We start from the raw sequence: 16,532 nt of genomic DNA, 5'->3' as shown, positions 1-16,532 counted from the left end.
AATGGTCATATGATTTTGATACAATGACATTCATGGCAACAGATGAAAAAGCACCTAAATTATATACATTTAAATTAGTTCTAAAAACATCTGATACTAACATTACATCTGAATATGAAGCTGCATCTATGAAAGAAGCTGAAAAATACTTCCATGACTATGTTGCTCGCTTTGGTTTAGGTGAGTTAGTATGGTCATATGATGAAGAAACTATGACATTTATGGTAACTGAAAAACCTGCAGATGAAAAACCTGCAGATGAAAAACCAAAAAATCCAAAGCCAGTAGAAAATAAAAAAGAAAAATCTGAATTACCACAAACTGGTGAAGGTTCAACCTTCGCAATTTATGGTGCAGCAGCATTATCTGTATTAGCAGGATTAGGCTTAGTTGCTAAGAAACGTGAAGAAGCATAGTTAATTTAATAGCAGCTATTTAAAAGAGCAAGATAATTTTGCTCTCAGATTGAAGACAAACCCTATTTGAGTAACTCTCAAGGAAGGGTTTGTCTTTATTTGTCTTAAAAGTTTCCTGTAAAATAAAAAACCGAAGCCTTTCTAGCTCTTCATCTCTAGTATATTTGCCAATTTCTTCATGTTTAAACAAGTAAAAGTGAGCCCTGCTTTAAATTCCATCAAGCTTTTTCCAATAAAATGCGTCTATCGAAAGCCATGATGTTCTTTAGCAGTGCCGAATATTCTGTCAGCGGACTCTTTGGATTCTTTATAAAGAGCACGCATACCCTCTGAATACCTGATATCCTCACACCTTTCAAGGGCTTTTTGCCACACATGTCGGCTAATTACACATTTATTTTGATTGTTCTCCTGATCTTGACGAGAGGCTTTGTACTCTCGATAGCCTTTTTGATTAGTGGTCGTAGAATGATAGACCCCATTTTTTCATCTAAATAACAGTCATAGTATTCATCATAGATACACTCTCTATGCTCGGGTTTACTTCTTGGTCGCGTATAAGGAAAAACTGGTATGGTGGATTGGTTTAAAAGAAATTGAACGATGGTGGCCGTTTTATAGCTCGCCTCTGCAATGAGATGAGTGGGATTAAAAAGAGTAATCTTTTTAAATAGTAATCGAAATACTTGCGTATAGTGGGTATTTCTAGAGTAGACACTATAAGCTAATATCCACCCCCTTGCGATTGCAAGCTGTTTGAATAGTATAGGCAAAAACTTGCTTATGACCCCTTTATGAAACTACCTTGCATTCGGATTATTGGGACTGATTGTTTGGGACTTTGTTAAGGTCTCTTTTTTTATAAATTCAAAGTTTCCATTATTAAAAAAGGTATAAGACTGTTATAATGTAGCTAACAAATTTAGAGGAGTTCGGTTTATGCAAAAGAAAAAGAGTTTTTTTTATTGTTTGTTAATAGGGTTCCTGTTCAGTCTTTATACTTGTTCTAACTTGATGGTAGAAGCAACTTCTGATCCTTTCATTCCACGACCTGCCCTTCCGTCAGACTTAAAGAAAGTAGAGAAATCTACAAACTCTGATGACGAATCATCCGTTGGTGAGAATGAGGAAAGAGCATCTAATAAAGCAATGGAACAAGGTTTGTTTGAAACGGATATTGTTATTTATCCCCTTAATGAGTTTGAAAATCAAGAATCACTAGATAACTTTGCCAATTATGTAAAGAATGATGCAAGTCTGAATGATCAGATAATTTTAGAGGATGTCTCTGAAGAGAGTCGCTTTTTACTTTCAGCTAATTATCGTGACAGTGCTAAAGAAGATGGTCAACTGATTGTTTTATATTTTCCAGTCAATATTGCCGATCAAAGTCAAGCCCAAGAAGTCTTAGATAAACATCTATTATATTATCCTGATTTGTTTGAAAAAGGTGAATTGGCATCACAAGGTGATGGATATGATCTGGCTTTTGCTTTGAAAGTTAATGCCAACGCAGATGGCTTTGGTATAGATACAGCTAAGCAAGAAATTGAATACTATGATCAAAGAGAGCCTTATCAGTATGAATTAGAATCAAATGGTGATGACCCTTATCGTCAAGCCATTGAAGAACGTTTTCCTGGTGAATTCAGTTTTGAAAGTGTAGAAGAAAATGGCAAAACGTTAGTGACACTTCGCCAACTACCTTTATCTGAGCGGCAAGCGAGTGTAGAAAGTGATGATAACGGCTCAAACATGGCAGGAAATCTATTTTCTCAATTCAACACCAAAGTTGATGACTATTTAACACAGATAAACTTAAAGGAAAAGTTAATGAACCTAGGGATTTCTGAAGATAATGTTTCTATTGTAACTATAGGAGTTGCAGTTGTTTTATTCCTTTTAGGAATTGTCTTAATTGTTTTAGGTTTCCGTCGCTAAATAAGAAAGGAAGAAAATAGAATGAAGAATAAACTTATTAATCTTTTAGTAGTTACCGTTTTAACGTTTGGATGCGTGGGGACAATTTTTGCTCAGGATGACACTGAAAATAAGCCGGACACTGAGCAAACCCCACCCACAAACGAAGGAAATCAGCCTGCACCACAGGAGTCTACGATTGCACCTAGTAAACCTCAAAATGAAACTACAACTAAGCCTAACAATGGTAGCGGTGAGTCTGAAGAGAAAGAAACAACTGTTGCTAACACTACAGTTGAAAGCCCAAAAGAAACAACTGTTCAAACTACAGAAACGACTGTAACAACGGTTGCTAGCCAGCCCCAACCTAATCCAAACCCTAGACCAACTCAACCTTATATTCCAAGTCGCCCACAGCCTTCCAATCGACCAGAAGATATTGAAGTGATTGAGATACCAGAAACAAGTATTGAAATGGAAGAAGAGACGGAAGTAGAAGAAGAGATTGACTTATTTGAGGGAGAATTCATTACTTTTAATGCTAATGTCTTCAAAGAAGAGTCAGAAGCGGATGATTTTATTCAATTGATTGAAGAAGACGAGGCGACAAAAGACCGCTTTATTGCTGAAAAAGAAATCATTGATGAAGACTTTATTTTGGTTCGAGTGACCTATGCAGAAGCTGTTGAAGAAAAAGGACGCTACATTTTATTCTATATTTCGAGTGAATTTGAAACAGAAGAAGCAGCGGAGGAATACTTAGAGAAGGAATTACTGATTTATCCGGATCTTTTTGTTGCTGGAGAAATGATCAAAGTGGACGATAAATTCGATATCATCTTAGGTATTCGACCAGGCACCGAAACCCAAGCGCTAACTTACGATGAAGCAACCTTTGAAGTTCAATATGAGGCAGATCGCGAAGAATATCAATATATCGTTAAAGCTGATGAATTAACCGGTGAGTTTATCGATGAAATTCAAATGGCTGTGGAAGAGGCTTTCCCTGGTGAGTTTACATTCTCTGAAGAAGTTATATCTGATACTGAAAAAGAAGTGACCATGACTCCTCTTGAAATAGAAGAAGAATCAAGTGAAGAGATGGAAAGTTATTTAGAAGACTCAGAAGAAACAACGATGGAAAATTAGAGATTGGTTAAAAAATCGCCCTCAATTTAGATGAGGGCGATTTTTAAATAGCTTAATTAATTAAGCTTTAGAAGGAATTTTTCTAAGTCAGCCATTGAATTGGAGTTTTCCAATTTACTGTCTACTTTACCATCTTTAACAATGAGCAGTTGGGGAACCGTGGAAATTTCAAAGAAATTATCGACAACATCACGGAAATTATCATCCTCCATTCGCTCATCGGCATTATAATAATGATAATTTAGGTTCATTTCTTTAGCTAATTGATTTAACTTAGGTAGAAAAACACGACAATATGGACAAGAATCAAAACCTACATAGATTAGTTTGGCTTCATTTTTAGAATCTTCGATAACTGCTTCATAAGCAGTTTGACCTTCTATTTTAGAAAGGTTAGACATCTTTAAAGGGGCGATACTTACTTCATCGGCATATTTTTCAATCTTGTCTAGCTCTTTATAGACTTTTTCTTTCGTTTCTTTATCTAAGTTTAAAAGAATAAGGTCTTCCTTAAAAGAAACTTGACCATCTTCTCCAATGTAGTCGCTTTTTTCAATCTTGCTTTTTTGATTTGTGATTGGATTTTCTTGTTTGTCTATTTTAGAATCATTTAGTTGGCAAGCAGTTAGTAAGAAACAGACTGACATTAGTAGGAACAATTTTTTATTTAATAATTTCACTGTAAACTTCCTTTCTAAAAAGCTTAGTAATGGTTTAACTCTTATAGAAAATATTTAATTACTTAAGCATGATAATAATTAAATTATATCACTTTTTTAGCAATAATGTTAAGATATATGAGATCGATTCAAGCAAGGGGTGTATTTATGTCCGATCATTATTATAGTCAGCAACCACAAAGCAGTCATGATGAACGTTATATTGAAGCACAGCTTTTTCACCAAAGTTATCAGTTTTCTACCGATGCGGGAGTTTTTTCCAAAGGTAGAGTGGACTTTGGTTCGCGCCTCTTGATAGAAAATTTTTTAAAGCTTAATCAAAGTATAAATTCCGGCCAACTATTGGAGTTAGGCTCAGGTTATGGGCCAATTTCGGTTGCTATTGCTGATCAATCGCAGTCACTTCAAGTGTTGGGTTTGGAAGTTAATCAGCGAGCCTTGGCATTAGCTAAGGAAAATATGCGGTTGAATCGAGTGACAAATCTGGATTTTATACAAGCAGATGTTGTCACTCATAATTTCGAGCCAATTTATGATTATGTTTTAACTAATCCACCTATTCGAGCTGGTAAGACTATTGTTCAGCAATTTGTGACCCAAGCCTATCAAGCACTAAAAGAGGAAGGACAGTTATGGCTGGTTATCCAGAAAAAACAAGGGGCACCCAGTATGAAAAAGTTTATGGAAGAAACATTTGGTAATGTCAGTGAAATCGATCGCTCTAAAGGCTATTGGATTTTACAATCCATCAAGTTGTTTCAAGATTAAACACATTGGTTTTAAAAAGTCATTATTGATTAGAGGGGAAGCGTTTATTTGTTCGATAAAGTTAAAAATTATGTTACTCAGATTTCAGCTCCTATTTATATTGTGCTGACGTTTGTCGTGATTTCCTTTATTGGAGGAATACTGTTAGCCACTCCTTTAGCTAGTCGATCAGGTGAATGGACGAAGCTAATTGATGCTTGGTTTACAGCTGTTTCAGCTGTTTGTGTAACGGGAAATGTAACAGTTAACACTACAGACCATTGGAATTATTTTGGACGAACGATTATTCTAGTTTTAATTGAAATTGGTGGACTTGGATTTATGACCTTATGGGTTACCGTTTTTATCTATATGGGCAAGCAAATAAATCTAAGACTGCATAAAGTTTTACTTGAATCTTTAAATATCTCCGATATTTCTGAAGTTAGAAATCTTTTGAGCTATATCATCCAATTCTCTTTGATTGTACAGATTATTGGGGCGGCTTTATTAGGAATTGACTTTATTCCACGCTTTGGCTGGTTAAAAGGAACTTATTATGCCATCTTTCATAGTGTGTCCGCCTTTTGTAATGCCGGTTTTGATTTGTTGGGAGATTCTATGATTGGTTTCCAAGACAATCCTTTAGTTCTCCTAACTTGTATGGGTTTGATTATCATTGGTGGATTAGGTTTCATTGTTTGGCGAGATTTGCTAACCTTTTATCGCAATCGTAAATTATTGTGGCATACTAAAATAGTTTTGACTACAACGGCTATTTTACTCCTTTTAGGAACAGTATTATTCGCTCTAACTGAACAACCTAGTCCTTTGTTTAAGGACCAACCCTTCTTTATTAGACTTGTAAACTATCTTTTTCTAGCGGTGACACCACGAACCGCTGGCTTTTCGAATGTGGACTATACCGCTTTATCATCTGCCGGTATTTTCTTAACCATTGTCTTAATGTTTCTAGGCGCTTCTTCGGGATCCACCGGGGGTGGGGTTAAGACCACTACTTTAGCAAGTCTTTTAATTTTTTCTTCTTCAGCTATTCGTCGTAGAGGATCGGTTATCTTTAAGCGTACCATCCCTGAAGGAGCTATTTTGAAGGCCATCTTTATTTTAATTTCAGGCTTAAGCTTAATTACCTTTGTCACCATGATCTTGTTAATAACAGAAACAATTCCTCCAGGATTCGGCATCGAATATGTAGTAGTAGAAGTTGTCTCTTGCTTTTCAACAGTTGGTTTAAGTATGGGTTTAACCCCTAATTTAACTGGTATTGGTAAAACCGTTTTAATTTTTATGATGTTTATTGGTCGAATCGGGTTGTTAACTATTTTTTGGTCAGCGAGTATGGGAAGAAAGCCATCAAAGATTAAATACCCGCATGGTAACTTGATGATAGGATAGAAAGGGAGAAACTTTCATGAAAAAAGAAATCACAGCAGTTTTAGGTCTCGGATTATTCGGAACATCCTTAGCCAAAACTTTAGCGGAAAACCACAAGCAAGTAATCGTGATTGATCGCGACATGGAGCTAGTTGAAGCTATTGCTAGTAAGGTGGAAGTAGCTGTACAAGGTGACTTTACCAAGTATGAAGTATTAAAAGAAGCCGGAGTTGGTGAAGCACAAATGGCAATTATTGCCTCCTCTTCAAAGTTTGATAATACGATTACTACCTTATTATCTTTGCAAAAGTTAGAAGTACCGACCATTATCGCAAAAACGCGCAAAGAAGAGTATAAAGAAGTGCTTTTGAAATTAGGCGTTGATCGCGTTATTTTACCCGAAACAGATATGGGGATTCGGATTGGTAATGAACTGACCAATGATTCGGTACTCGATTTAATTCAATTAGACGCTCAGAGCCACATTGTTGAATTTACCGCTCGTAAGAATTGGATAGGGAAGACGATTGAAGAAATAAATTTTAGAAGCCGTTATGATATTAATTTGATTGCGATTAAGTCTCGTATTGAAGAAGGATTTGATATTAATGTCAATCCAGACTTTATTATTGAAGAAAGCGACCTCTTTGTCGGCTTAACCAACACCAATAATGCGAAAGTTTTATTAGAAAAAGAAATTTAAGATTTTATATTTATAAGACCACTTGCTAATTTAATTCGAGTGGTCTTTTGCTTTTAAAGTCTGAGAAAGAAAGTCTTGACTTTGATAAAAAATAAGTGTAATATTGAATAACGCATAGCGTGAACATTGAATTCAAAATGGCACCGAAATATTGTCCGGTCGGCGATTTTGGCAGAGTAAACAAAAGATTGAGGAAGCTTAGGCGATTAAAATCAATTCTTTTGTCTTTTTTTTGCCCTTAAAAAGGACAAAAAGCATTTTGTTATCAAATTATAATATTTGTAAACATATTGTAATCTGTCGGTCGATAGTTAAAGCAAGCCCAGAAGAATCACCATTCGCTACGTAATATTAAAGAGGGGTGAATTGTTTGAGTCAGCATCATATCGTGAAATATGGTAAAAAAGCAGAACGTCGTAGTTATGCACGAATTGATGAGGTTTTGGAATTACCAAACTTGATTGAAATCCAAACCGATTCCTATCAATGGTTTTTAGAAGAAGGATTAAAGACCATGTTCCAAGATATCTCGCCAATCGTCGATCATACAGAAAATTTAGAACTTTATTTCCATGATTACTCATTTCAAGAGGCTAAATATACAGTAGAGGAAGCTCGTTCCCACGATGCCAACTACTCTAAACCAATCTATGTTAATTTGCGCTTAGTTAATAAAGAATCTGGTGAAGTAAAAGAACAAGAAGTATTCTTTGGCGATTTCCCAATTATGACGGATATGGGAACCTTCATCATTAATGGGGCAGAACGTGTTATTGTTTCACAATTAGTACGTTCTCCAGGTGTCTACTTCCATGATAAAGTAGACAAAAAATCAAGACATACTTTTGCTTCAACCGTTATTCCTAACCGAGGAGCTTGGCTAGAATTTGAAACGGATGCTAAAGGAATTGCCTATGTCAGAATTGACCGGACACGTAAATTGCCAATTACAGCCTTAATTCGTGCACTTGGTTTTGGCGAAGATGACGAGATTGTTGAAATCTTATCTGAAACCACCCTATTGAATGACACTTTAGCTAAAGATGTCCATAAAAACATTTCTGACTCCCGTGCTGAAGAAGCTTTGAAAGATATTTATGAACGCCTACGTCCTGGTGAGCCGAAGACAGCAGATTCTTCACGTAACTTATTAACGGCTCGTTTCTTTGATCCAAGACGTTATGATTTAGCGCCAGTTGGACGTTATAAGATTAATAAAAAACTCCACTTAAAGCACCGTCTTTTAGGAATGACACTCGCAGAAACTTTGGCAGACCCAGAAACAGGAGAAGTACTCTTCACAGAAGGAACTGAACTTTCTGCAGGAGATATTGAACGTTTAATCCCTTACTTAGATAATGGTTTGAATGTTTATACTTATACTCCTTCACCAGATGGTGTGATTGGTGAACCGATTGACTTGCAAGTGGTCAAAGTATACTCCCCTCTTGATTCGGACCGTGTGATTAATATTGTCGGTAACGCTAATCTTGAAGGAGTGCATCACTTAACCCCAGCAGATATTATCGCGTCAATGAACTACTATTTATTATTAAATGAACAAGTAGGCTCAACAGATGATATTGATCATTTGGGCAACCGTCGTATTCGTTCAGTCGGTGAATTACTGCAAAATCAATTCCGTATTGGCTTATCGCGTATGGAAAGAGTAGTCCGTGAAAGAATGTCCTTACAAGATATTTCAACAATGACACCGCAACAGTTAATTAATATCCGTCCAGTTGTAGCGGCTATTAAAGAGTTCTTTGGCTCTTCTCAATTATCACAATTTATGGATCAAACCAATCCATTGGGTGAATTGACTCACAAGCGTCGTCTTTCTGCTTTAGGACCGGGAGGGTTAACACGTGATCGCGCTGGTTATGAAGTGCGTGACGTTCACTACTCTCACTACGGTCGTATGTGTCCAATTGAAACACCAGAAGGTCCAAACATTGGATTAATTAACTCCTTATCTTCATATGCAAAAATAAACCGTTATGGTTTCATTGAAACACCTTATCGTAAAGTGGATAAGGCTAACAAGACCGTTACAGAAGAAATTGCGTATTTATCAGCAGATGAAGAAGATTTATACATCATTGCTCAAGCTAACTCTCGTTTAAATGAAGATGGTACTTTTGAAAATGACACGGTTATGGCTCGTTATAAAGACCAAAACTTAGAGGTCAAAACTAACACAGTCGATTTTATGGATGTTTCACCAAAACAGGTAGTTGCAGTAGCAACGGCATCGATTCCTTTCTTAGAAAACGATGACTCCAACCGTGCTTTAATGGGAGCTAACATGCAACGTCAAGCAGTTCCTTTAATTCGTCCCAAAGCACCGATTATCGGAACAGGTATTGAGTATAAAGCTGCTCACGACTCGGGTGCGGCATTGATTTGCCGACGTCCAGGTCGAGTAACCTATGTGGATGCTGAACGTATTCGTGTGCAATTAGAAGATGGTTCTGTTGATGAATACCGCTTAACTAAATTTGCACGTTCCAATGCGGGAACATGTTACAACCAACGTCCAATTGTTGTTGTTGGAGATCAAGTTGATGCTAATGAAATTTTAGCAGATGGATCTTCGATGGAAAACGGTGAAATGGCCTTAGGTCAAAACCCATTGGTAGCCTTTATGACTTGGGATGGTTATAACTACGAGGATGCCATCATCATGTCTGAACGTCTAGTTAAAGACGATGTCTATACCTCTATTCATATTGAAGAATATGAATCAGAATCACGTGATACTAAGTTAGGACCAGAAGAAATTACGCGCGAAATCCCTAATGTTAGTGAGGAATCCCTCAAATATTTAGATAAAGATGGAATTATTATGGTCGGTGCGGAAGTACGCGATGGAGATATTCTAGTCGGAAAAGTCACACCAAAAGGTGTGACTGAATTGACAGCAGAAGAACGCCTCTTACACGCTATTTTTGGTGAAAAAGCACGTGAAGTTCGTGACACTTCCTTAAGAGTTCCCCATGGTGGTGGTGGAATTGTGCACGATGTTAAGGTATTCACTCGTGAAAATGGCGACGAGCTTTCACCAGGAGTGAATAAATTGGTTCGTGTTTATATTGTTCAAAAACGTAAAATTCAAGTCGGTGACAAGATGGCTGGACGTCATGGAAATAAAGGGGTTGTCTCTTTAATCATGCCGGAAGAAGATATGCCATTTATGCCTGATGGGACACCAGTTGATATTATGTTAAACCCATTAGGGGTGCCTTCAAGGATGAATATTGGACAGGTCTTTGAATTACATTTAGGAATGGCCGGACGTCAATTAGGCATTAATTTTGCTACACCTGTCTTTGATGGGGCGAATGAAGAAGAGGTTTGGGAAACAGTTAGAGAAGCCGGATTAGAACCGGATGCTAAGACAACTCTATATGACGGTCGTACTGGAGAACCATTTGACCGAAAAGTTTCAGTCGGTGTCATGTATATGTTGAAACTCGCACACATGGTCGATGACAAGCTGCATGCACGCTCAACGGGCCCATATTCATTAGTAACCCAACAACCGCTCGGAGGTAAAGCACAGTTTGGTGGACAACGTTTTGGCGAGATGGAAGTTTGGGCCTTAGAAGCCTATGGTGCAGCTTATACCTTACAAGAAATCTTGACTTATAAATCAGATGATGTAGTAGGTCGTGTGAAGACATACGAAGCCATTGTCAAAGGAGAAGCTATTCCCAAACCTGGTGTACCAGAATCCTTCCGTGTATTAGTTAAAGAACTACAAGCTTTAGGATTGGACTTGAAAGTCTTGGACGCTGAAGATAAAGAAATTGAACTATTGGATGATGACGATGAAGATGATGTAATTAACTTTAATGCGCTTGAGAAGTATAAAGAAGATCAAAAAGCCGCTGAAGAAAAGAGCGTCGTTCAAACAAGTGAAACTAATGAAAGTTCAGCCTCAATTACTAGTGGAGATACAACTAAAGAGGACTAGTAATGTCTAAATGCCTTGGAGCCATTGGAGAAAAGGCACTCCATTAATTGGTGGAAACACCAGCTTAAATCAAGAAGGAGGTCGGCCCCTTGATAGATGTTAATAAATTTGATTCCATGAAAATCGGTCTCGCATCCCCAGAAAAAATTCGTTCATGGTCTTATGGGGAAGTCAAAAAACCAGAAACCATCAACTATCGAACTTTAAAACCCGAAAAAGATGGACTCTTTTGCGAGCGTATTTTTGGTCCTACCAAGGATTGGGAATGTTCTTGTGGGAAGTTAAAACGTGTTCGCTATAAAGGTCGCGTATGTGACCGTTGTGGCGTGGAAGTGACTCGCGCTAAAGTTCGTCGTGAAAGAATGGGGCATATAGAATTAGCAGCCCCAGTTACTCATGTGTGGTATTTCAAAGGGATTCCAAGCCGTATCGGCTTGATCCTTGACATGAGCCCGAGACTATTAGAAGAAGTGATTTATTTTGCTTCTTACATAGTTATTGATCCAGGCGATACGGGTCTAGAATATAAATCATTACTCACTGAGACAGAGTATCGTGAGAAAAAACGTGAGTTCGGCAACCGTTTTTATGCCAAAATGGGTGCAGAAGCGATTAAAGAACTCCTACATGCAGTTGATGTAGATGCTGAGATCAGTGGTTTACGAGAAGAGCTTAAAACGTTGACTGGACAAAAAAGAACGCGAGCGATTCGTCGTTTAGATATCTTGGATTCTTTCCAAGAATCAGGAAATAAACCAGAATGGATGGTTATGGATGTTTTGCCAGTTATACCACCTGATTTAAGACCGATGGTTCAGTTGGAAGGAGGACGCTTTGCAACTTCTGACTTAAATGATCTTTACCGTCGAGTGATTAATCGTAACAATCGTTTGAAACGCCTTTTAGATTTAGGTGCACCAAATATTATTGTGCAAAACGAAAAACGAATGTTACAAGAGGCAGTAGATGCTTTGATTGATAATGGTCGTCGTGGACGTGCTGTTACTGGTCCTGGTAATCGTCCATTAAAATCTCTTTCTCACATGCTTAAAGGTAAACAAGGACGTTTTCGTCAAAATCTTTTAGGAAAACGTGTGGACTATTCTGGTCGTTCGGTTATCGTGGTTGGACCGTCTTTAAAAATGTACCAATGTGGTATACCAAAAGAAATGGCCATCGAACTATTTAAACCGTTCGTAATGAAAGAATTAGTAGAACGCGAAATAGCTAGCAACGTAAAAAATGCTAAACGTATGATTGAAGTTCAACATGATGCGATTTGGCCTGTTATTGAAGATGTTATTAAGGAACACCCCGTACTACTTAACCGAGCACCTACTCTTCACCGATTAGGTATTCAAGCTTTTGAACCGGTTTTAATTGAAGGGAAAGCAATTCGTCTACACCCATTAGTATGTAACGCTTATAACGCTGACTTTGATGGGGATCAAATGGCAGTTCACGTACCGTTATCTGAAGAAGCTCAAGCTGAAGCCCGTCTGTTAATGTTAGGTGCACAAAACATCCTAAGTCCTAAGGACGGTAAGCCAGTTGCAACACCTTCACAGGACATGGTGCTTGGTAATTATTATTTAACAATTGAAGAACCGGGACGTGTGGGCGAAGGAATGATTCTAAGCTCCATTTCAGAAGCAGAGATTGCATATCAAAATGGCTATGTGCATTTACATACCCGTGTAGCGATTCCTGCTAAGTCTTTCACTAATAAAACTTTCACTGACTGGCAAAGAGAACGTTTAATGGTTACAACTATTGGTAAATTATTCTTTAACGAAATCATGCCAGATGAATTCCCATATTTAAATGAGCCATCAAATGAGAACCTAACGCAACAAACACCTGATAAGTACTTCTTGGAACCAGGTGTAAACGTTAAAGAAGCTATTGAACAGATGGAGCCTGTGTCACCGTTTAAGAAAAAAGATTTTGGTAATATTATTGCTGAAGTCTTTAAACATTATCATATTACTCAAACATCAATTATGCTAGATAAGATGAAAGATTTGGGTTATAAATATTCTACGCAATCAGGTATCACCGTAGGGGTAGCGGATGTTCTCAGTTTAGATAGTAAAGCAGAAATCTTAGAGAAAGCTCATGCTAAAGTTGATGAGATTACTCGAATGAGACGACGCGGACTTCTAACTGAAGACGAGCGCTATGAAAATGTTATTCGTACATGGGAAAAAGCCAAAGATCAGATTCAAAAGGATCTACAAAAGAGCTTGCCACGTCTAAACCCCATCTTTATGATGTCTGACTCTGGTGCCCGTGGTAATATTTCTAACTTTACCCAGCTAGCCGGAATGCGTGGGAATATGGCGGCTCCTTCTGGGAAAATTATCGAATTACCAATTACATCCAACTTCCGTGAAGGCTTAAACGTTATGGAAATGTTTATCTCCACTCACGGAGCGCGTAAAGGGATGACCGATACGGCCTTGAAGACCGCTGACTCAGGTTATTTAACACGTCGATTAGTTGATGTCGCTCAAGATGTCATTATCCGTGAGGAAGATTGTGGAACAGACCGTGGAGTTGAAATTCGTGAAATTGCCGATGGTAATTCGGTTATTGAGTCCCTAGAAGAACGTTTACAAGGACGTTATGCACATAAATCAGTCATTCATCCAGAAACTGGAGAAGAAATTGTTAAGGCTCAAGAATTGATTACAGATGAGAAGGCTGCAGAAATTATTAAAGCAGGTATTGAAGCTGTAACTATTCGTTCAGTCTTTACATGTAATACTGACCATGGTGTATGTAAACATTGCTATGGACGCAACTTAGCGACTGGATCAGAAGTAGAAGTTGGAGAAGCAGTAGGTACAATCGCTGCTCAATCTATCGGTGAGCCTGGTACTCAGTTAACCATGCGTACCTTCCATACGGGAGGGGTTGCCGGTGGTGGTGATATTACTCAAGGTTTACCACGTATTCAAGAAATTTTTGAAGCGCGTGTTCCAAAAGGACAAGCAACCATTACGGAAGTTGCCGGAGTTGTTACTTCGATTGAAGAAAAATCAAGCGAGCGGTTGAAAGAAATTACCGTTACAGGAGTTACGGATAACCGCACTTATAAAGTGGCTTATGCTGCTCGCCTTAAAGTCAATGAAGGCGATCGTGTAGAACGTGGTCAAGCCTTAACAGAAGGATCAATCGATCCCAAAGAATTATTAGCAGTTACTGACGTCTTAACGGTCCAAAAATACATTATGCGCGAAGTTCAAGCCGTATATCGTGGACAAGGGGTAGAAATTGGTGATAAGCACGTTGAGGTGATGGCTCGTCAAATGTTACGTAAAGTTCGTGTAATGGACCCTGCTTCTACATCTATTTTACCAGGGGCCTTAATGGATATCGCAGACTTTGCTAAGGCTAATAAAGACACCATTACAAGTGGGGAAACACCAGCTACGGCTCGACCCGTCTTACTTGGAATTACTAAAGCTGCTCTTGAGACAAAATCATTTATCTCAGCTGCTTCCTTCCAAGAGACAACACGTGTCTTGACCGATGCGGCCATTCGTGGAGACCGTGACTACTTAATTGGTCTAAAAGAAAACGTCATTATTGGTAAATTAATCCCAGCTGGTACTGGAATGAACAGCTACCGTGATTTGGAAATCCAAACCACTCAAGATACTATTCCTATGCCAACTGAGATAACAGATGAACCACAGCAAATGAAATAAACAAAATAGATTAAACCCTTCAATTATTGAACTGCTCCCCCAAAAGTAAAACTATTTTAGGGGGAGTTTTTCATAATTGAAGGGTATTTTTATATGATATATTGCAATAATTATTACGACACTTCTGTTAACAAATTCAATTCCTCAATATAACGTTCAAAGGGTGCTTCAAACGCTAGACATTTCCTTGGTCTAGCGTTTACTTTATAGATAGCTTTAAACAAGTCTTGATCCTTTAGCTGTGCGAAATCCGTTTTCTTAGGAAAGAATTCCCTTAGCAAGCCATTGCTGCCTTCATTGGTGCCTCTTTGCCATGCACTCTAGGCATCGGCAAAGTAAAAACCTATCCCTAACTTACTCTCTACTACGTCATAGCAAGCGAATTCTTTTCCTCTATCGGATGTGAATGTTTTAAAGGCTCCTTGTGGTAAGGATTTTGTTAATTGATAAAGCGCTTCTAACATAGATTGTTTACTTCTGTCTGGTGTTTTTATCGCAAAATAGGTACGAGTCTTCCTTTCTGCAAAAGTAGCTAAACATCCTTTGCTTTTTCCTCAAGAAGATACTAGAATATCAAGTTGTCAGTGTCCAAATTCAGTGCGCTTCTTCACCACTTTGGGTCTTTTCTAAACAGAAGTATTGATATCAAATCTTTCTCTTCTTTCTTTCGTTTTTTTAGAGTGACCTTTTCTCCTTAACACCTGCAAGGAAACGGATAAAGTCTCCTTATATATCCAATTATAGAATGTCTTAAAGGAGAAGGTATTTGGGAAAAGTCTTACTTCTATCATCCGTGGTAATATATAGGGCTCATAACAATCTCTTTCATGTGTATGTTTTATAGTAATGACATTTTACATGAATTAAATTTGTTATGAGTTTTATTTTTACTCGTGTTGCATTAAATTTTACAATGCATCATATCAAAACATAACTAGTTATAAAAGAAAATATTAAAAAAGGGATAAATGGAATTATTTTACTTTTAGAAAGATAACAATACAAAAGTCCAAGTGAAGCTGCTAAAAATAAAAAGTAAGGAATAGAGCCTAGGGGAATAAACAATAGAGAAATACAGATGAATTTTAAATCGGCACCTCCCATCCAAGACTGTTCTGTTCTTATAAGAAGAAAGCTGATAAGACAGAAAATAAGAAAATACTGAAAGGGAATAATATTATATGAATAATTATAGAGTAATCCGAGCGTCAAAAAAGAAAGTTGTAGAAAATCAGGAACCCACTGATCAAGTATATCCATGAAGGTCATGAATAGAAAGATAAGTAATAAAATCAGATTAAAAAAAGAAAAAGCAGTGAATAGAAAAAAGAAGAAAGAGCAGAGTCCACCAAACAATTCAAAGTAAAAGTGATTGACACTTATTTTCCGACAGCAAAAATAACAATGCCCCTTCAGCAATAAATATGAAAACAAAGGAAATAACTGCCAAAAGTAGAGTTTGTGCTGGCAATGATCACAAAAAGATCGTGCTTTCCAACTAAAGCTTTTATTTATAATGGAATAAGAAAGATAGTAAACAAAACTCGCTATACAAGATCCAATATAAAAGTACAGTATATGAGTCATCATTAACTCCTTTTATAAGTTATAGGCTTAAATACACGTAAAAAAGAAAAAAAGTGCTAAAAATTATTGACACAAATTAAAAAAGATAGTAAAATGTAATTCCTGCTAGCGAATATCTTTTAAAAAAGCAGATATTTAGAAGAAAATTCAAAAAATCTTCAAAAAGGTTTGACAAAAAATCTAACCCATGCTAGTATATAGAAGTTGTCACTTATGGCAGCGAAGCTCATTGAAAACTGA

General features: G+C 37.4%; 11 protein-coding genes. 8 read left to right on the top strand and 3 right to left on the bottom strand.

The features are described 5' to 3' along the window. The 3 genes from ACQV2G_RS08240 to ACQV2G_RS08230 all read left to right on the top strand — a co-directional run. The coding region (locus tag ACQV2G_RS08240) for an LPXTG cell wall anchor domain-containing protein (protein WP_428876582.1) at positions 1-416 on the top strand (416 nt) is incomplete at its 5' end. 939 nt (positions 417-1,355) lie between these two features. Further along, on the top strand, positions 1,356-2,357 hold the full coding sequence (locus ACQV2G_RS08235; RefSeq protein WP_428874544.1) for a hypothetical protein: 1,002 nt from the start codon (positions 1,356-1,358) through the stop codon (positions 2,355-2,357). Positions 2,358-2,378: 21 nt separating this feature from the next. Then, entirely contained in the window at positions 2,379-3,485 is a 1,107-nt protein-coding gene (locus ACQV2G_RS08230) for a hypothetical protein (RefSeq protein ID WP_428874545.1), read from the top strand. Positions 3,486-3,541: 56 nt separating this feature from the next. On the opposite strand, the gene ACQV2G_RS08225 is transcribed toward ACQV2G_RS08230, so the two are convergent. Next, positions 3,542-4,165: a thioredoxin family protein gene (locus ACQV2G_RS08225; protein ID WP_428874506.1), complete on the bottom strand. Its 624-nt coding sequence runs from the start codon at positions 4,163-4,165 to the stop codon at positions 3,542-3,544. Between the two features lie 147 nt (positions 4,166-4,312). Between ACQV2G_RS08225 and ACQV2G_RS08220 the strand changes: the two genes are divergently transcribed. From ACQV2G_RS08220 to rpoC, 5 genes are all read left to right on the top strand, one after another. After that, positions 4,313-4,933 (top strand): class I SAM-dependent methyltransferase, encoded by a 621-nt coding sequence (locus tag ACQV2G_RS08220; RefSeq protein ID WP_428876580.1) that lies wholly within the window; start codon positions 4,313-4,315, stop codon positions 4,931-4,933. A gap of 48 nt (positions 4,934-4,981) precedes the next feature. Further along, a complete protein-coding gene (locus tag ACQV2G_RS08215) occupies positions 4,982-6,328 on the top strand; it encodes a TrkH family potassium uptake protein (protein WP_428874504.1) in 1,347 nt (448 codons plus the stop codon). 16 nt (positions 6,329-6,344) lie between these two features. Further along, positions 6,345-7,010, top strand: coding sequence for a potassium channel family protein (locus ACQV2G_RS08210; protein ID WP_428874503.1), 666 nt, complete (start codon positions 6,345-6,347; stop codon positions 7,008-7,010). 370 nt (positions 7,011-7,380) lie between these two features. Then, positions 7,381-10,989 carry a DNA-directed RNA polymerase subunit beta gene (rpoB, locus tag ACQV2G_RS08205; RefSeq protein ID WP_428874502.1) on the top strand — a complete coding sequence of 1,203 codons (3,609 nt, stop codon included), beginning with the start codon at positions 7,381-7,383 and terminating at the stop codon, positions 10,987-10,989. Positions 10,990-11,078: 89 nt separating this feature from the next. Then, complete coding sequence (rpoC, locus tag ACQV2G_RS08200) at positions 11,079-14,705, top strand: DNA-directed RNA polymerase subunit beta' (RefSeq protein ID WP_428876579.1); 3,627 nt, start codon at positions 11,079-11,081, stop codon at positions 14,703-14,705. A 320-nt stretch (positions 14,706-15,025) separates the two neighbouring features. On the opposite strand, the gene ACQV2G_RS08195 is transcribed toward rpoC, so the two are convergent. Both ACQV2G_RS08195 and ACQV2G_RS08190 read right to left on the bottom strand, forming a co-directional pair. Continuing rightward, entirely contained in the window at positions 15,026-15,169 is a 144-nt protein-coding gene (locus ACQV2G_RS08195; RefSeq protein ID WP_428874500.1) for a hypothetical protein, read from the bottom strand. A 454-nt stretch (positions 15,170-15,623) separates the two neighbouring features. After that, positions 15,624-16,292: a prepilin peptidase gene (locus ACQV2G_RS08190; RefSeq protein ID WP_428876578.1), complete on the bottom strand. Its 669-nt coding sequence runs from the start codon at positions 16,290-16,292 to the stop codon at positions 15,624-15,626. Positions 16,293-16,532: the final 240 nt, after the last annotated feature.

Origin of the sequence: Facklamia sp. P12955, from assembly GCF_050409565.1 — a bacterium.
Lineage (GTDB): Bacteria > Bacillota > Bacilli > Lactobacillales > Aerococcaceae > Facklamia.
This window is presented reverse-complemented; position numbering and strand designations above follow the sequence as displayed.